Annotated in this window: 16 protein-coding genes; 14 read left to right on the forward strand and 2 right to left on the reverse strand. The window is 71.8% G+C overall.

The window, feature by feature from the left end; genetic code table 11:
• Positions 1-4 precede the first annotated feature (4 nt).
• The 7 genes from ACWENQ_RS25140 to ACWENQ_RS25170 are packed head-to-tail and all read left to right on the forward strand — an operon-like array spanning position 5 to position 7322.
• Complete coding sequence (locus ACWENQ_RS25140; protein ID WP_452416424.1) at positions 5-1207, forward strand: methyltransferase domain-containing protein; 1203 nt, start codon at positions 5-7, stop codon at positions 1205-1207.
• Positions 1204-2013, forward strand: a complete 810-nt coding sequence (locus tag ACWENQ_RS25145; protein ID WP_354907661.1) for a sugar phosphate nucleotidyltransferase — start codon at positions 1204-1206, stop codon at positions 2011-2013. The genes ACWENQ_RS25140 and ACWENQ_RS25145 overlap by 4 nt, the downstream gene beginning before the upstream one ends.
• A gap of 7 nt (positions 2014-2020) precedes the next feature.
• A complete protein-coding gene (locus ACWENQ_RS25150) occupies positions 2021-2629 on the forward strand; it encodes a PIG-L deacetylase family protein (RefSeq protein ID WP_452416426.1) in 609 nt (202 codons plus the stop codon).
• Positions 2630-2645: 16 nt separating this feature from the next.
• Entirely contained in the window at positions 2646-3665 is a 1020-nt protein-coding gene (locus ACWENQ_RS25155) for an NAD-dependent epimerase/dehydratase family protein (protein ID WP_452416428.1), read from the forward strand.
• Positions 3662-4930, forward strand: a complete 1269-nt coding sequence (locus ACWENQ_RS25160) for a DUF4910 domain-containing protein (protein ID WP_452416430.1) — start codon at positions 3662-3664, stop codon at positions 4928-4930. The genes ACWENQ_RS25155 and ACWENQ_RS25160 overlap by 4 nt, the downstream gene beginning before the upstream one ends.
• Positions 4899-5858, forward strand: coding sequence for a hypothetical protein (locus ACWENQ_RS25165; RefSeq protein ID WP_449915030.1), 960 nt, complete (start codon positions 4899-4901; stop codon positions 5856-5858). The genes ACWENQ_RS25160 and ACWENQ_RS25165 overlap by 32 nt, the downstream gene beginning before the upstream one ends.
• Positions 5859-5873: 15 nt before the next feature.
• Entirely contained in the window at positions 5874-7322 is a 1449-nt protein-coding gene (locus ACWENQ_RS25170) for an oligosaccharide flippase family protein (RefSeq protein ID WP_449915027.1), read from the forward strand.
• A gap of 1 nt (position 7323) precedes the next feature.
• Here ACWENQ_RS25170 and ACWENQ_RS25175 read toward each other — a convergent pair whose 3' ends face one another.
• On the reverse strand, positions 7324-8244 hold the full coding sequence (locus tag ACWENQ_RS25175) for a glycosyltransferase (protein ID WP_449915024.1): 921 nt from the start codon (positions 8242-8244) through the stop codon (positions 7324-7326).
• 215 nt (positions 8245-8459) lie between these two features.
• Between ACWENQ_RS25175 and ACWENQ_RS25180 the strand changes: the two genes are divergently transcribed.
• The 7 genes from ACWENQ_RS25180 to ACWENQ_RS25210 are packed head-to-tail and all read left to right on the forward strand — an operon-like array spanning position 8460 to position 16931.
• A complete protein-coding gene (locus ACWENQ_RS25180) occupies positions 8460-9245 on the forward strand; it encodes a hypothetical protein (RefSeq protein WP_449915021.1) in 786 nt (261 codons plus the stop codon).
• Positions 9246-9279: 34 nt separating this feature from the next.
• Positions 9280-9990, forward strand: coding sequence for a hypothetical protein (locus tag ACWENQ_RS25185; protein WP_354907649.1), 711 nt, complete (start codon positions 9280-9282; stop codon positions 9988-9990).
• Positions 9987-11396, forward strand: a complete 1410-nt coding sequence (locus tag ACWENQ_RS25190; protein ID WP_452416432.1) for an O-antigen ligase family protein — start codon at positions 9987-9989, stop codon at positions 11394-11396. The genes ACWENQ_RS25185 and ACWENQ_RS25190 overlap by 4 nt, the downstream gene beginning before the upstream one ends.
• A gap of 44 nt (positions 11397-11440) precedes the next feature.
• Positions 11441-12175 carry a WecB/TagA/CpsF family glycosyltransferase gene (locus ACWENQ_RS25195; RefSeq protein WP_449915012.1) on the forward strand — a complete coding sequence of 245 codons (735 nt, stop codon included), beginning with the start codon at positions 11441-11443 and terminating at the stop codon, positions 12173-12175.
• 21 nt (positions 12176-12196) lie between these two features.
• The gene (locus ACWENQ_RS25200) at positions 12197-14335 is read left to right on the forward strand and encodes a glycosyltransferase (RefSeq protein WP_452416434.1); all 2139 of its coding nucleotides are present in this window, start codon (positions 12197-12199) and stop codon (positions 14333-14335) included.
• Positions 14332-15618 (forward strand): hypothetical protein, encoded by a 1287-nt coding sequence (locus ACWENQ_RS25205; protein WP_452416435.1) that lies wholly within the window; start codon positions 14332-14334, stop codon positions 15616-15618. The genes ACWENQ_RS25200 and ACWENQ_RS25205 overlap by 4 nt, the downstream gene beginning before the upstream one ends.
• Positions 15615-16931, forward strand: a complete 1317-nt coding sequence (locus ACWENQ_RS25210; protein ID WP_452416437.1) for a hypothetical protein — start codon at positions 15615-15617, stop codon at positions 16929-16931. Before ACWENQ_RS25205 ends, ACWENQ_RS25210 begins: the two co-directional genes overlap by 4 nt.
• Here the strand turns inward: ACWENQ_RS25210 and ACWENQ_RS25215 are convergent.
• A complete protein-coding gene (locus tag ACWENQ_RS25215; protein ID WP_452416438.1) occupies positions 16915-17568 on the reverse strand; it encodes a hypothetical protein in 654 nt (217 codons plus the stop codon). The two genes, ACWENQ_RS25210 and ACWENQ_RS25215, sit on opposite strands and share 17 nt — an antisense overlap.
• Between the last annotated feature and the right edge of the window lie 57 nt (positions 17569-17625).

A 17625-nucleotide genomic window follows, 5' to 3' on the forward strand; every position in this document is an offset into this window, starting at 1 on the left:
ATGCATGACCATATGCCGGTTATGTGGTTCGCCTGATCTGGCGGACGTCGTCGACCTCGGCGCCACCCCGCCGTGCGAGCTGTTCCTCACCGCCGACCGCCTCGACCAGCCGGAGGCCACCTATCCGCTGCACCTGCGGGTGTGCACCTCCTGCTGGCTGGCGCAGCTGCCGCCGCTGATCACGCCGGAGGAGACGTTCACCGAGTACGCCTACTTCTCCTCCTACTCCTCCTCCTGGGTCGAGCACGCCAGGCGCTTCGTGGACGGGCTGGCGCTGCGGCCGGGGGCGTTCGTGGTCGAGGTGGCCAGCAACGACGGTTACCTGCTCCAGCACGTGGCCGCCCGCGGGGTGCGCTGCCTGGGCATCGAGCCGTCGGCCAACGTGGGCGCGGCGGCGGTGGAGAAGGGCGTGCCGACGCTGACGGCCTTCCTGACGCCCGAGACGGGGCGGCGGGTGCGCGAGGAGCACGGCCCCGCCGACGTCGTCGTGGCCAACAACGTCTACGCCCACATCCCCGACGTGGTGGGCTTCACCCAGGGCCTGCGCAGCCTGGTGGCCGACGACGGCGTCGTTTCCGTCGAGGTGCAGCACCTGCTGACGCTCGTGGAGCTCAACCAGTACGACACGATCTACCACGAGCACTTCCAGTACTACACGGTCGCCGCCGCCCAGCGGGCGCTGGCAAGCGGGGGTCTGACGCTCGTCGACGTCGACCTGCTGCCCACCCACGGCGGGTCGATCAGGCTCTGGGCCAAGCCGTACGGCACGCCGTCCCCGCGCGTGCACGACCTGATCGCCCGCGAGAAGGCCGCCGGGCTGCTGGAGCTGTCCGGATACGCCGACTTCGCCGGCCGGGTCGCCAAGGTCCGCCGCGACCTGCTGCGCTTCCTCATCGACGCGGCCGACGAGGGCAGGACCGTCGTGGGCTACGGCGCGCCGGGCAAGGGCAACACGCTGCTCAACCACTGCGGCGTCCGCCCCGACCTGCTGGCCTACACCGTCGATCGCAACCCCTACAAGCACGGCCGCTTCACTCCCGGCACGCGCATCCCCGTCCTGCCGCCCGAGCGGATCGCCGAGGACCGCCCCGACTACGTGCTCGTCCTGCCGTGGAACCTGCGGGACGAGCTGGTCGGGCAGCTCTCCTACGTCCACGAGTGGGGCGGCAGGCTGGTCTTCCCCATCCCGCGACTGGAGGTCGTGTGAAGGTCGTCCTCTTCTGCGGCGGTCGCGGCACCCGGATGCGCGACGGCGTCACCGACCTGCCCAAGCCGATGCAGCCGGTCGGCCCGCGCCCGCTCATCTGGCACGTGATGCGCTACTACGCCCACTACGGGCACAAGGAGTTCGTGCTGTGCCTGGGATACGGGGCCGAGCACATCAAGAGCTTCTTCCTGGACTACCAGGAGACCGCCTCCAACGACTTCGTCCTGCGTGACGGCAAGATCGAGCTGCTGTCGACGGACATCTCGGACTGGTCGATCTCCTTCGTCCACACCGGCACGGACTCGCCCATCGGCGAGCGGCTGCGCCGGGTGCGCGGCCACCTCGACGGGCAGGAGATGTTCCTGGCCAACTACGCCGACGTGCTCACCGACGCCCCGCTCGACGAGATGATCGACAACTTCCGGGCGTCGGACGCGGGCGCGTCGATGATGGTCGTGCCCCCGCCCGGCACCTTCCACTGCGTCGAGCTGGGGGCCGACGGCAGGGTCGGCGGCATCACGCCGGTCACCGAGATGCCGTTGTGGATCAACGGCGGCTACTTCGTCCTGCGCCCCGAGGTCTTCGACCGGATCCCGCCCGGCGGTGACCTGGTGGCCGACGCGTGCGCGGCGATGGCCAAGGAAGGCCGGCTGCTGGCCTACCCCTACCGGGGCTTCTGGCGGCCCACCGACACGGTCAAGGAGCGGGCCGCGCTGGACGAGGAGTACTCCAGGGGCGAGCGGCCCTGGGCGCTGTGGGAGGGAAGGCGGATCGCCGGTGTTTCGGCTCTCTCCCGGGCGGTCTGAGGAGATCGTGCTGCTCGGCGCCCACTGCGACGACGTGGCCATCGGGGCGGGCGGCACCCTGCTCGGCCTGTGCAGGGCCCGGCCGGGCCTGCGGGTCACGGCGCTGGTGCTGTCGGGCGGGGGCACCGTACGGGAGGCGGAGGAGCGCGCCGCCCTGGCCGCCTTCTGCCCCAAGGCCGAGCTCGACGTGCGCGTCCTCGACCTGCCCGACGGCCGCCTGCCCGCGCACTGGGAACGCGCCAAGCGGGCCCTGCACGAGCTGCGGGAGGGCTGCGACCCTTCGCTGATCCTCGCGCCCGCGCCGCACGACGCCCACCAGGACCATCGCGGCCTCGCCGCGCTGGTGCCCACCGTCTTCCGCGACCACCACGTGCTCGGCTACGAGATCCTCAAATGGGAGTCCGACCTGGCCCAGCCCAGCGTCTTCGTGCCGCTGACCGACGACCTGATGGCCGAGAAGATCGGCCTGCTGCACGAGCACTATCCCTCGCAACACGGCCGGAGCTGGTTCGACGCCGAGGCCTTCGGCGCCCTGGCCCGGGTGCGCGGCGTGCAGTGCCAGCGCAGGTACGCCGAGGCGTTCCACGCCACCAAGCTCGTCATGGACCCCCGCTGATGACCAAGGAGCAGTTGTGCGCGTTCTGTTGACCGGCCACCAGGGCTATCTGGGCACCGTGATGGCACCCATCCTCACCGCGGCGGGCCACGAGGTGGTCGGCCTCGACTCCGGGCTGTTCGCCGACTGCGTGCTCGGCCCGGCACCCGCCGACCCGCCCGGCCGTCCGGTGGACCTGCGCGACGTGCGGCCCGAGCACGTCGAGGGCTGCGACGCGGTGATCCACCTGGCGGCCCTGTCCAACGACCCGCTCGGCGCCCTCGCGCCCGAGCTGACCTACGACATCAACCACCACGCCGCCGTCCGGCTGGCCAGGCTCGCCCGCGACGCGGGCGCGCGGCGCTTCCTCTACGCCTCCACCTGCTCGGTCTACGGCGCGTCGGGAGGAGACGGGCTGGTCGCCGAGGACGCGCCGCTGCGGCCGGTCACCCCCTACGCCGAGTCCAAGGTGCGGGTCGAGGACGACCTCGCCGAACTGGCCGACGCCGACTTCTCGCCGGTGTTCCTGCGCAACGCCACCGCGTTCGGGTTCTCGCCGCGGCTGCGCGCCGACATCGTGCTGAACAACCTGGTCGGCCACGCGCTGCTGACCGGCACCGTACGGGTCCTGTCGGACGGCACGCCGTGGCGGCCGCTCGTCCACGCCCGCGACATCGCCCGCGCCTTCGAGCTGGCGCTGGCCGCGCCGCGCGAGGCCGTCCACGCCAGGGCCTTCAACGTCGGCACGGAGCAGAACAACGTGACCGTCGCGGAGATCGCGGCCGAGGTCGTCGCGGCCGTACCGGGATCGCGGCTGCTCATCACCGGCGAGGCGGGCAACGACCCCCGCTCCTACCGGGTGGACTTCGCCCGCATCCGCGCCGCGCTGCCCGGCTACGAGGCGGGCTGGTCGGTCAAGGCGGGCGCCCACGAGCTGGTCGACGCCTACCGGGAGCACGGCCTGACCCAGGACGCCTTCGACCACCGCTTCACCCGCCTGGCCAGGATCGCCGCCCGGCGCGCCGACGGCACGGTCGACGAGACGCTGCGCCCATGAAGGAGCTGGTCGAGCGGCTGCACCCGATCTGCCGCAGCATGACGGGCGACGGCGTGCGGCGCACGCTGGCGATCATCGCCGAGACGATCCCGCTGGACCTGCACGAGGTGCCCACGGGAACCCGGGTCCTCGACTGGGTCGTGCCCCAGGAGTGGAACATCACCGACGCCTACGTCAAGGACGCGACGGGGCGCAGGGTGATCGACTTCGTCCGGTCGCCGCTGCACGTCGTCGGCAACAGCGTGCCGGTCGCGGCCACGATGACGCTGGAGGAGCTGCGCCCGCACCTGCACACGCTGCCCGAGCAGCCTGACCTGGTGCCGTACCGGACCGGCTACTTCAAGCGGGACTGGGGCTTCTGCCTCAGCGAGAACGCGCTCAAGGAGCTGCCCGAGGGCGAGTACGAGGTGCGCATCGACGCCACGCTGTCCGACGGGCACCTGACCTACGGCGAGCACGTGGTGCGCGGCCGTACCGCCGACGAGGTGCTCATCTCGTGCCACACCTGCCATCCCGCGCTGGCCAACGAGACGCTCGCGGGCATCGCGGTGGCCGTCGAGCTGGCGGCCAGGCTGGCGCGCCGGCGGCCCCGCCTCACCTACCGGTTCCTGTTCGCGCCCGCGGCGCTGGGCGCGATCGCCTGGCTGGCCCGCAACAGGGACGCGGCGCACCGGGTCAGGCACGGCCTCGTGCTGGCCTGCGCAGGAGATCCGGGACGGCTGACCTACAAGCGCAGCCGCAGGGGCGACGCGCTGATCGACAGGGCGGCGGCGCACGTGCTGTCCACCCGCGAGCACGAGCTGCGCGACTTCGTCCCGTTCGGCTACGACGAGCGCCACTTCTGCTCGCCGGGCTTCGACCTGCCGGTCGGGCGGCTCACCAGAACGCCCAACGGCGAGTTCCCCGAATACCACACCTCGGCGGACGACCCCTCGTTCGTCACCGAGGAGGCGATGGCGGACACCCTCTCCGCCGTCGAGGAGATCGTGCACGTCCTGGAGGAGGAAGGCACCTACATCAATCTCGAGCCGTACGGCGAGCCGTGGCTCGGACCACGAGGGCTGTACGGACGTCCCGACATCGACCAGATGGCGATCCTGTGGGTGCTCAACCTCTCCGACGGGGAGCACGGCCTGCTGGACATCGCGATTCGTTCGGGGCTCCCTTTCACCGCGGTGAGCGCTGCCGCGAGCGCACTAGCACGAGCCGGTCTGCTGAAAGAGGAGGAACACGATGATCGAGTACAGGGTCGGGGACCTGGTTGAGGTCCTCAGCGCCGAGGAGATCATGGCCACGCTCGACGAGAACGGCGAGCTCGACGGCTTGCCGTTCATGCCGGAGATGCTGGCCTTCTGCGGCCGGCGGATGACGGTCGCCAAGGTCGCGCACAAGCTGTGCGACACCGTCGAGCGCACCGGCATCCGGCGGATGCGCGACGCCGTCCATCTGGCCGAAGCGCGGTGCGACGGCCAGGCGCACGGCGGCTGCCAGGCCGCCTGCCTCACCTACTGGAAGACGGCCTGGCTGAGGAGGGCCGACGGCCGGGAGCGGTCGCGGGCGGTCGGACCCGTCGACGTCACCGTCCTGGAGCGCGCCACCAGGAAGGCGCCGTTCGAGGACGGCGCCCCCCGCTACTCCTGCCAGTCGACGGAGATCCTGCGGGCGGCCCCGGAGCGCCTGCCGCTCAAGGATCTGCGCCAGTTCCTGTGGGACTACCGCTCGGGCAACACCGGCGCGCTCGAGACCCTGCGCGGTTTCCTGATCGCCCTGTTCGGCCGGCTGCAGGTGTGGAGCACCAGGATCCTGCCCCGGCGGCTGTGGTTCAGGGACGGGTTGCCGTGGGGGTTCCTCAAGGGCCGGGTCGCGGGGCCCACACCCGTTGCCACGCTCGACCTCGAACCCGGAGAGTTGGTGCGTGTCAGGTCCAAGGACGAGATCGCCGGCACCCTCGACGCCAAGCTCCGCAACAGGGGCATGGGCTTCGACAACGACCTGGCCATGTACTGCGGCAAGACCGGCGTCGTCACCGGGCGGGTCGAGCGCTGCCTCGACGAGACGACCGGGCGGATGCTCGAGATGAAGACGCCCAGCGTCCTCATCGAGGGGTTCGTCTGCCCTGGCAGGCACAACTTCAACTGCCCCCGCGGCCACTTCGGCTACTGGCGGGAGATCTGGCTCGAACGAGTCGAGTGAAGGAGCGGAAGGCACATGCCGGAGACTGAGATCACCGACAGGGCGGGGTCGGCGGGCAAGGGCCTGAGGTGGGGGCTGGTGGCGAGGGTGGCCACCCGGCTCGCCTCCTTCGGCATGGGGCTGGTCCTCGCGCGCCTGCTGGCGCCCGCCGACTTCGGCATCTACGCGGTCGCGCTGGCCGCCCAGCAGTTCCTCTGGCACATCAACGACGCCGGCATCGTGGCCGCGATCGTCCAGTGGCGCGGCAGGATCGAGGAGGTGCTGCCCACCGCGACCACGATGGTGCTCACCTTCAGCCTCACCGTCTACGCCGCCTTATGGTTCGGCGCCCCCGCCTTCGCCGGGTTCGCGGGCAACGCCGAGGCCGCCGGCATGGTCAGGGTCATGGCGCTGCTGATCGTCATCGACGGATTCGTCGGGGTGCGCAGCGCCGTCCTGCTGCGCAGGTTCCAGCAGGGCAAGATCGCCCTGGCCACCATGATCGGCGTGGGCGTGCAGGTGCCGGTCGCGATCGGCGGCGCGCTGGCGGGCGCCGGGCCGTACAGCTTCGCCTTCGGGGCCGTCGCCTCCACCGGGGTGAGCGGCATCCTGATGATCGTCTGGTCCGGGGCGCCGATCAGGTTCGGGCTGCGCCGCGAGCCGATGCTCAGGCTGCTGCGCTTCGGCATGCCGCTGGCCCTCGGCCTGGGCGTGGAGGCCCTGCTGCTGAACGCCGACTCCATCATCGTCGGCAAGGTGTTCGGCGCCACCGTGCTCGGCTACTACCTGCTGGCGCTCAACGTCTCCAACTGGGTCCCCGGGCTGATCGGGGAGGCGTTGCGGCACGTCACGCTGCCCGGCTTCTCCAGGGTCGCCGACGAGCGTCCCGAGGACCTGTCGGCCAAGGTGCAGCAGATCGTGCCCATGCTGCTGATCGTGGTGACGCCGGTCGCGGTGCTGGTCGGCGTGCTGGCGCCGGTCGTGGTGCCGTTCCTGTACGGCGAGCGGTGGCTGCCCTCGGCCGCGGCCCTGTCGTTCCTCATGGTGCTCATGGCCGTGCGGATGGTCATGAACACCTGCTCCGACGTGCTCACCTCGGTGGGCGCGGTCGGCTCCATCGCGATGCTCAAGGTCGTGTGGGCGGTGACGCTCATCCCGTCCCTGTACGCGGGCGCGCTCCTCGGCGGCATCCGCGGCGTGGCGATCGCGCACGCCGCCGTCGGCGTGCTGGTCACCCTGCCGCTGACCGGGGTGCTGCTGCGCCGGGCGGGCGTCGCGCTCGGGCCGATCGGCCCCGCGGCGGTCCGGCCGCTGCTCGGCGGGCTGGCGGCGGGCGGGACCGCCTGGCTGGTGATGACGGCGACCGACGGCGCCTTCTCCCTGGTACGGCTCGCGCTCGCGGGCGCCGCCGGCCTGGTCGCCTACGTTCTGGTGGGGATCTCCCGCGCCAGGTTCAGGGAGATCCGCACCCTCGTCGCCGGCTGACTCAGCCGGACCTGCCGCGCACCAGCCCCACGCCCACGTGGGCGAGGTTGCGGGCCATCGGCACCGCGTTGCGCCGCAGCCACGGGCGCATCGCGGCGTAGGCCCGCAGTCGCGCGCCGGGACGCATCGGCGTGTGGTTGATGACGCGCACCAGGCAGCGGCCCTCCTCCACGTTCGGCAGGAACCAGCGCGGGTTCTCCCGCGGCGCCTCGCGCCTGCGGAAGGTCCGCGCGTGGTTGGCCCTGCTGACGCTGCCGGCGTGGTTGCGGTGCCACAGCAGCGGCTCGTCGACCGCGACCATGGGGCCGAGCAGCGCGAGCTGCGCCAGGAGCACCCTGTCGCAGGCCACGACCGGCTGCAGCGGCATCGCCCGCTCCAGGACCTCGCGCCGCATCAGGCCGTAGAACTGCAGCGTCTCGTCGTAGAAGTCGAGCTTGGCGCGCAGCCGTACGATCGGGTCGGGATGGTCGGTGGCCGCCGTGGTGCGCCAGACCTCGATCAGCGTGCCCTCGCCGTCGACCTCCTCGGCGCCGGAGAAGGCCATCGAGGCCTCCGGGCGGTCGCGCAGCGCGGCCGCCAGCAGCGACAGGCGGTCCTTGCGGTACTCGTCGTCGGAGGTCACCCAGGCGAAGAAGGCGCCGCGCGTCTCCCTGACGATCCGGTTGTGCGTGGCGATGACGCCGATGTTACGGTCACGCCGCAGGTAGCGGACGCGTGGATCGTTCCTGGCCGCCTCCCGGCAGATCTCCTCGGTCGCGTCGGTCGAGCAGTTGTCGGCGATGACGAGCTCGAAGTCGGCGTCCTCCTGGGCGAGGATCGAGGCCAGCGATCCGCTCAGGTACGGCTCGCCGTTGTAGACGCACAGACCGAGCCCGATCTCCGGTGCCGCGCGCCCCACGAACGAGGGTGAATTTTCGGCCATTTGTCAGCCTCCATTACGGCGAAGCAAAAAGGCATGTCTGGATTTATCCGGGCTGGACTCGCTAGTCGGATAACCGTAACGTTGAAGGGCGATCTTCAGATAGAGGGCTGTAGGACCTGGTGGCGGATCGCCAGGAATATGTACCAATGCCAGAGGCGTGGGGGGTACATGTGGGCTTCTGGGAGAGTATTTTTACGCTGTTACGTCGGAAATGGGTGACCTTACCGGTCCTCCTCGTCTCCACGGGTCTGGCCACCGTGGCCTTCTTCCAGGTCCCGGCCCGCTACGCGGCCAGCTCGTCCATGATCCTCGTCGCCCCTCCTTCGGGCGGCACCCTGTCCCTCGACAAGACCAAGCCGGTCGGCCTGACCAACCCGCTGCTGCAGTACAGCGACAGCATGCGGACGGTCGCCGGCATCCTCATCCTGACCATGAACAACCCCGCGATCCAGAAGGAACTGGGCATCGTGGAGGGCGGCGAGATCAAGCTCACCGTCGACGACGGCCGCTCCAACGCCGAGCTCATGGGCATCACCACGGCGGGCCCGTTCGTCCACGTCGCGGTGGAGGCGCCCGCCGGCGTGACCGTCCTGGACACCATCGCCAGGACGGAGAAGCGCATCCGCGCCGAGCTGCTCAACCAGCAGCGCATCCTGGGCGCTCCGCACAGCACCTACATCGCGCTCAACGACGTGACCACCCTCGCCCCCAAGGCGGTGTGGAGCAACACGATCATGGCGACGGCCGGGGCCTTCGGCTTGGGGGTGGCGCTGGGGCTCGGGTTGGCGTACCTGGTGATCCTCCGCCGTGGCCGGGCCGTACCGGTGGCCGAGAACCGGCCCGAGCCGGCGGAAAAGAAGATCACACCGCCGCGCAAGATCAATGGCAGGGTCCTGGTCTTCGCCGAAGGCAGGGAAAAGGCCAGGAACGTGGAATCCACCGTCGACCGAACGACGCCGATCCCGGTCGTGAAAGACGATGACGAACCGGAAAAGAGCTGATTTATCGTGCTTTATCGGTTAGTGGGGAGATGAGTTGGATTTCTGGGCGGCGATCGGGGTCGTGCTGCGGCGATGGTACGTCGCCGTCCCCGCCCTGCTGGTGACGCTCGCCGGCTCCTACGGGATCTACACGAGCATCCCGCCGATGTACCAGTCGTCGGCCGTGCTGTCGCTGACCGTGCCGATCACCGGGCCGTCCACGCTGGGCGACCGGCGCGACCAGATCATGGAAGCCAACCCGCTGCTGAACTACAACTACGGGCTGAACATGACCGCGGAGGTCCTCGTCCAGATCCTGGGCGCCGAGGACACGATGACCAAGCTCGGCGCCCGGCCGCACGGCGAGACCACCTACGAGGTCAACAACGGCAGCCCCAACCCCGAACTGCTCTTCAGCCAGCCGTTCGTCCTCATCGAGGGGATGAGCTCCGACCCGCGGGCCGCCAAGGAGATCGTCTCGCGGGTGACCCAGCGGGCCAGGGCCGAGCTCGACAAGCGGCAGGTCCAGCTCAAGGCCCCGCCCACGACGTTCATCGTGCTCACCGAGATCCTGCCGCCCACCGACGCCGTGGCGCTGCGCAACGACCGCCTGCGCTACACCGCGGCCGTCCTGCTCCTCGGCCTGCTGGCCAGCCTGGCCGCCGCCTTCGCCACCGAGAGCGCGACGGCGGCGCTGCGCCGCCGGTCGGAACGTGCCAAACCGGCTCCCGCCGTGCCCGAGCGGGAAGAGGTGCTCCAGCCGTGACCGCGGTGCTCGCGCCGCCGGTCACGGACCGGCCCGCGCGCCGGCGAGCCGACGGCGCCACGTTCGCCGCGCTCTTCGTCGTCATCCTCATGATCGTGCCCGCGCGGCTCATCCTCAGGGGCCTGCCGTTCGCGCTCACCCCCGCCGAGGCGGTCGGCCTGTTCGCGGCGCTGTGGTGGATGTGCGCCCACTTCACGCTCACGCTCGGCGCGGCCAAGGGCGCCAACCCGGTGCGCACGGCCGTCTACCTCTACGCGGTCGCCTACCTGTCCAGCTACGCCCAGGCCGCCGTCGCCTACCTCGAGCCGCGCCAGCTCGACCTGGCCGACCACATCGGCGTCATCGCGCTCGCCCTGGTCGGCGTGGCGCTGGTGGCCTGCGACGGGGTCCACGGCCGCGACCGCGTCGACCTGGTGCTGAAGACCGCGGTCGTGGCAGGGGCGATCCTCGGCGTGATCGGCGGCATCCAGTTCCTCCTCTCCTACGACCCCACGATGGACATCGTCGTGCCGGGCACGCGCGTCAGGGGCGAGGCGCCCGCGATCCTCGAACGCAACGGCCTGAACAGGGCCGCGGCCACCACCAGCCATCCCATCGAGTTCGGCGTGGTGTGCTCGATGATCCTGCCCATCGCGCTGCACTACGCCTTCGCCGCCCGCGAGCGGGGCCTGCCCGCGCTGCGCTGGTGGGTGTGCTGCGCGCTCGTCGCCGCCGGACTGGTGTTCTCCGCGTCGCGCTCGCCCGTGCTCGGGCTGCTCGCCGCCGGACTGCTGCTGCTGTCGCACTGGCCCGCCAGGCGGCGCGTCCAGGCGATCATCGCGCTAGTCTTCTTCCTCGCCGTCGTACGGCTGGCCGCCCCCGGCCTCGTCGGCGCCATCGCGGGACTGTTCGACAACATCGGCAACGACTCCAGCATCCGCTACCGGACGGCCGACTACGCGATCGCGCTCAACGCGATCGAGCAGCACCCGCTGCTCGGCAGGGGCCACGGCACCTGGTACCCGCCCTACGACATCGTCTTCGACAACCAGTACCTGCTGACGGCCGTCGAGGGCGGCCTGCTCGGCGTGGCGACGCTGGTGGGCCTGTTCGGCACCGCCATCTGGGCCGCGCTGCGGGCCCGCTACCTGTCGAGCGACCCGACCACCCGCGACCTGGGCCTGAGCCTGGCCGCCTCGCTCCTGGTCACCCTGGTGGGCTGCGCGACCTTCGACCTCAACTCCTTCGAGACGACCAGCGGCATCGCCTTCCTGTTCGTCGGCCTGTCGGGCGCGCTGCTGCGCTCGGTGCGGGCCGTACCGGACGGGGCGCGCGCGCCGGGTGAGCCGGCGGGCGGCGGTGCGCCCGGCGGGCCGGCGGGTGGGCGGGCGCCGGGCGGGCCGGCGGGCGATCGGGCGGCGCGGTGAGGGCTCCCGTCCCGGGGCGTGTCCGCGTCGGCGCGGTCGCGGTCATGGCACTCAGCGAAGCCGACGTCGCCGACCACGTCGCCGCCGGCTGGGCGCGTGGCGCCGGCGGCTCGATCGTCACCGCCAACATCGACATCGTCCGCAAGGCCAGCCGCGACCCCGCGCTCGCCGCGCTGGTGGCAGGGGCGGAGCTGGTCGTCGCCGACGGCATGCCGGTGGTCTGGGCGGCGAGGCTCGCCGGGCTCGGCGTGCCCGAGCGCGTCACGGGCGCCTCGCTGGTCTGGAGCCTCAGCGAGCGCGCCGCCGCGGAGGGCCGCTCGGTCTTCCTGCTCGGCGGCGAGCCGGGCGTCGCCGAGCGCGCGGGAGAGGAACTGGCCAAGCGCTGCCCCGGCCTGCGCGTGGCGGGCTGCCACGCGCCGCCCTTCGGCTTCGACGCCACCGACCGCGGCATGCGGGCGGCCGTGGCCGAGGTCGTGGCCGCCGCCCCCGACCTCGTGCTGGTCGGGCTGGGCTTCCCCAAGCAGGAGAAGACCATCGCCGCCCTCCGCCCCCTGCTGCCGCACGCCTGGCACCTCGGCTGCGGCGCGGGCATCCCGATGGCCGCGGGGCAGTTCAGCCGCGCTCCCGCTCTCCTGCAGCGGGCCGGCGGCGAGTGGCTGCACCGGCTGTGGCTGGAGCCCGGCCGGCTGGCCCGCCGCTACCTGCGGGAGGACGCCCCCTTCGCTGTCAAGGTGCTCACCGTCGCCGCCGCCCGGCGGCTCACCGGACGCAGGCCCTGAGCTCGCGAGAATGGTTGGTTCATGCCCCTTGCCGTGGTGATCGTCACCTATGCCGCCGCCGAGATCATCGAGGACTGCCTGCGGTCGCTCGGTCCAGGGCTCGACGGCGTGCCCGACGCCCGGATCATCGTGGTGGACAACGCCTCACCCGATGACACCGTCGAGCGGGTCCGCGCCTACGGCCAGGGCGTCGAGCTGATCGAGACCGGCCGCAACGGCGGCTTCGCCTTCGGGGTGAACGCCGGCCTGGCCGCCGCCGCGGGCCGCGACGTCCTGGTGCTCAACGCCGACATCAGGCTGCGGCCGCGCGCGGTCGCCCTGCTGCTGCGGGCGCTGGACCGGCCCGGCGTGGGCATCGCCGTACCGCGGCTGCTGGACGAGCGCGGAGCCCTGCAGCTCTCGCTGCGCCGGCGGCCCACCGTGCTCAGGGCGCTGGGAGAGGCCGCGCTCGGCGGGTTCCGCGCGGGCCGGATCGCGCCGCTGGGCGAGCTGGTGGCCGACCCGCGCGACTACCTGCGGGCGCGCACCGTCGACTGGGCGACCGGCGCGGCGTGGCTGGTCTCGCGCGCCTGCGCCGAGGCGCTGGGCCCGCTCGACGAGCGCTACTTCCTGTACTCGGAGGAGACGGAGTACATGCTGCGCGCGGGCCGGCACGGCTTCGCCGTACGGTACGAGCCCGAGGCCGTCGCCGTGCACCTCGGCGGCGACCAGGTTGCCTCCGACCGGCTCTGGGCGCTGGCCGCCGCCAACCGGGTGCGCCTGCACCGCAGCCTGTACGGCAGGCCGCGCGGCGCGCTGATGCGCGCGGCCGTCACCCTCAACGAGGCCGGCAGGGCGCCGGCCAGGGCCAGGCACCGGGCGGCGCTGCGCGAGCTGCTCACCATGGCCGAGTGGCCGTCCGCGCCAGGCGCCACCCCGGTCCCGCCGGTCGCCACCCCGGTCCCGCAGGTCGCCACCCCGGTCCCGCCGGGCGCGACCGCGCCCCCGCCGGGTGCCGCCTCGCCCCCGCCGGGCTACGTCTGCTTCTCCGCGCAGGACTGGTGGTACCACAACCGGGCGCACTCCGACTTCCAGCTGATGCGCCACCTGTCGGCCCAGCGCAGGGTGCTGGTCGTCAACAGCATCGGCCTGCGCATGCCGGTGCCCGGCAGGTCCACGAACACGCTGCGGCGCATCGGCCGCAAGCTGCGCAGCGTCGCCAAGTTCGTCCGGCGGCCCGCGCCGGACTTCTACGTCATGTCGCCGCTCCCGCTGCCGCTGTACGGCTCCTCGTTAGGCAGGAAGGCGAGCGCGCTCCTGGTCAGAGCCCAGGTGGCTGCGGTGTGCGCGGCGCTCGGCCTGCGCCGCCCGGTGGTCGTCGTCACCCTGCCGACGGCCTGGGACGTGGTGCGGCCGATGCCGCGCAGGGCGCTGGTCTTCAACCGTTCCGACCGGCACTCCGCCTTCCCCGAGGGCGGCGGGCAGGCCGTCAAGGACATGGAGACCCGGCTCCTGCGCCACGCCGACAGCGTCGTCTACGTCAGCAGGACCCTCATGGCCGAGGACGCCGCGCTGGCCGGCGACCGGGCGCACTTCCTCGACCACGGCGTGGACCTGGCGCATTTCACCCGCGTGCCCGCCGAGCGGTGGCCGGCGGACGTGCGCCGCCTCCCCGGGCCGCGCGTCGGCTTCTTCGGCGCGCTCGACGACTTCGTCGTCGACTTCGACCTGCTGGAGCGGGTGGCGCTGGAGCTGCCCGAGGTCTCGCTGGTGCTCATCGGTGACGCCAACGGGCCCATCGAGCGGCTGACCAGGCATCCCAACGTCCACTGGCTGGGCTTCCGTCCCTACGAGCTGATCCCCGCCTACGGCTCGGCCTTCGACGTCGCCCTCATGCCGTGGCTGGACAACGACTGGATCAGGCACGCCAACCCGATCAAGCTGAAGGAGTACCTGGCGCTGGGCCTGCCCGTCGTCAGCACCGACTACGGCGAGCTGTCCCGCTACACCGACAGGGTCCGCGTGGCGGCCGGCGCCGACCTGTTCGTCAAGGCGATCAGGGTCTCGCTGGCCGAGGGCCCGCCGCGGCCACCCGACGCGCTGCGCGCCTCGGTGCTCGGCGACGACTGGTCGGTTCGCGCCGCCGAGCTGCGGGCGCTGGCCGAGAGGCCGCCCGGGTGAGGAGGCGGTACGCGCTCACGGCGATCCTGCTGGCGCTGACCGCCTGCACGGCGCCCGCCGGTGACGATCTCGCGCCGGTCAGGGTCGAGCTGGAACCGGTCGCGTGGGAGGGCGGCCCGCGCTACTACGAACGCTTCCCCGCGGCGGTGCGGGCCGGCTGGACCAAGCCCTCCTTCTTCCCCGTCGGGGTGTGGTTCGCCGCCGTGCGCACGCGCGAGGACGTGACCACCGACCGGGCGGCGGGCATCAACACCTACTTCGAGCTGACCGGGGACAGCGACCCGCGCCTGCTGCGCCGGTACGGCATGTCCGCGCTGACGAGCCGGCCGCTGCCCGGCCACGGCGCCGAGACCGTGGGCTGGCTCGTCGGCACCGAGGCCGACATGTGGGGCGGTCCGGGGAACGCCCGCTGGTCGGGCGTGGCGGGTTTCGGCGCGCCCGCCTGCGTGCCCGCGAAGGCCGGCTGCGGCCACACCGCCATGCGCGCCCTCTCCCGCCGCCTGCCCGACGACGGCCGCCTGCGCTACGCCACCTACGGCAAGGGCGTCATGTACTGGCTCACCAGCGACCAGGCCGCCAGGTTCGTCAACGGCTACACCGACGCCGTCTCCACGAGCCTCTACTGGTACACCGACCGGGCCGCCTGCGAGGAGGGCGGGCGCTTCATGAACCTGGCGAGCGCCCACTGCCGCCTGGCGGCCAACTACGGCGAGACCATCGACAGGCAGCGCACGCTCGACGCCAAGGACGCGCGCCGGCAACCGGTCTACGCCATCGTCGAGCTCGGCCGGCCGCGCGAGGGGGACGGCGCCATCGCTCCCCGGCAGGTCGGCGGCGCGGTGCTGAGCTCGCTGATCCACGGCGCGCGCGGGATCATCTACCTGGGCCACAGCGCGGGGCGGGCGTGCCGTACCACCGGCCTGCTGCGGGCGCCGTGCGGCGCCCGGGTCAGGGCCGCCGTGACCGAGCTCAACCGGCGGATCGTGCGCCTCGCGCCCGTCCTGAACAGCCCGTCCTTCAGGTACGGCTACGCGCCCGGCCTCGACACGATGCTGAAGCGGCACGACGGTTTCCTCTACCTCTTCGCGATGCTCGAGCGAGGTGGGAGCATGGGGCCGCGCACGATCACCGTCCCCAGCGAGCTGTCGACGGCCCGCGAGGCGGAGGTGCTGTTCGAGAACAGGACCGTCGCCATCGGCGCGGACGGCAGGTTCGCCGACTCGTTCGACTCCGAGGACACCTACCACATCTACAAGATCAGGATCGGGGAGGCGCGACCGTGAGAAGGAGCTACGTGCTCGGCGGGGTGGCGGCCGTAGCGGTGCTGGCGGCCGTCCTGTTCGCCGTGGTCCCTGGCGCGCTGCCGCGCCGACCGGCGGCCGTGACCCTGGACCTGCCGCGGGTGCCGTGGGAGGGCGGCCCCGCCTACTACGGGCGCTTCCCCGTGGCCGCGGCCCGGGGGTGGACGGATCCGTCGTTCTTCCCCATCGGCGTCTGGTACGAGTCGGTGCTGGCCGAGAAGGACGTGCTGGCCGACAAGGAGGCCGGGATCAACCTCTACGTCGAGCTCACCGGCGACAGCGACCTGAAGCTGGTCGACAAGCACGGGATGTCGGCGATGACGACCAGGCCGCTGCCCGGGTCGGGACCGGAGACGGTGGGCTGGGTGATCGCCGACGAGGCCGACATGTTCCCGCGGCCGGGCAACGCCCGGTGGGACGGCAGGTTCGCCGGGGCGGGCGATCCCTGCGTCCCGCCCAAGGGTGAGGGGTGCGGCTTCACCGCGATGAGGACGCAGAAGGACAAGCTGCCCAAGGGCGACGGCCGCATGTACTACGCCAACTTCGGCAAGGGCGTCGGCATGTGGTGGAGCGACAAGGACAACAGCCAGTTCGTCAACGGCTACACCGATCTGGTCTCGGCCGACATGTACTGGTACACCGACGCGGGGATCTGCGTCGAAGCCAAAACGATCCTGAAATTTCCGGACAATGAGTGCCCGCGGGCGGCCGGCTACGGCTGGCTCATGGACAAGCAGCGCCGGCTCGACGCCATGGACGGCAAGCTCCAGCCCGTCTACAACTTCGTCGAGGTCGGCTGGCCCTTCAGCGACCGGAACAGGACCGGACTGCGGGCCGTCGAACCGGAGCAGGTGAAGGGCGCGGTGATGAGCTCGATCATCCACGAGGCCCGCGGCATCCTCTACTTCAACCACAGCTTCGGCGGCCCCTGCGTCAGCCACCACGCGTTGCGCGAGCCGTGCTACCGGCCGGTCAGGGCCGCCGTCACCGAGGTCAACCGGCAGATCAAGCAGCTGGCGCCGGTCCTCAACACCCAGTCCTACGCCTACGACTTCGGCGATGGCCTGGAGACCATGCTGAAGGGCCAGGGCGGCTCCTTCTACGTCTTCGCCATGATCGAGCGGGGCAGCGAACCGGGCAGCCGCTCGCTGACCCTGCCCGCCGAGCTGGCCGCGACCGCCGAGGTGGAGGTGCTCTTCGAGAACCGCACGATCCCTGTCGAGCACGGGCGCTTCACCGACACGTTCGCCTCCGAGCACGGCTACCACATCTACAAGATCAGCCAATCGCGATGATCGACTTGACCAGGCCGCCCATCCGCTCGAAGGCGATCGTGGAGGTGGGGAAGTAGTAGCGCATCTCCGTCACACTCAGCAGCTCCACCTCCATGGCGTCGCGCAGCGCGTGCAGCCGGTCCCGCGGCGCGGTGTGCACCAGCGGCCAGTGGCTGATGATCATCCGCCGGGCGGCGACGGGCAGGAACTGGAAGCCGGGGAAGAGCACGTGCGGCTCGACGGGGAAGTAGCGGTAGGGGACCTGCACCCAGTGGCGGCGGGCCAGCGCCCGGACGTTGTCGGCGAAGCGCTCGCGCCGGATGTGTCCGCCGACGTGCTCGATGACGGCGTTGGAGTAGACGAGGTCGTAGTCGCCGTCGAGGATCGCCTTCGGCAGCTCGGTGGCGTCGGCGCGGTCGGCCCTGGCCCAGGAGGGCAGGTCGGTGGGCGGGTCCATCAGGTTGACCAGGTGCAGGCGGGCCGGCCGTACCGGGGCCCGCTCCCACGCGGAGAACGTGCCGCCGAGGTCGATCACCGACATCTCGGAGATGTTCGGGAAGGCGGCCGCGAACCGGTCCCAGCGCCGCTGCCTGGCCCGGGCGCCCACGGAGTTCGGAGCGTCCACGAACCGGTTGCGTAACGCCTGCAGCGTGCCCATGACCATCCCCCTCTGATCGCGAACTCAGCGTGGGATGTATCGGTCCAAACGGGGCCA

The sequence above is a fragment of the Nonomuraea sp. NPDC004354 genome, assembly GCF_053602555.1.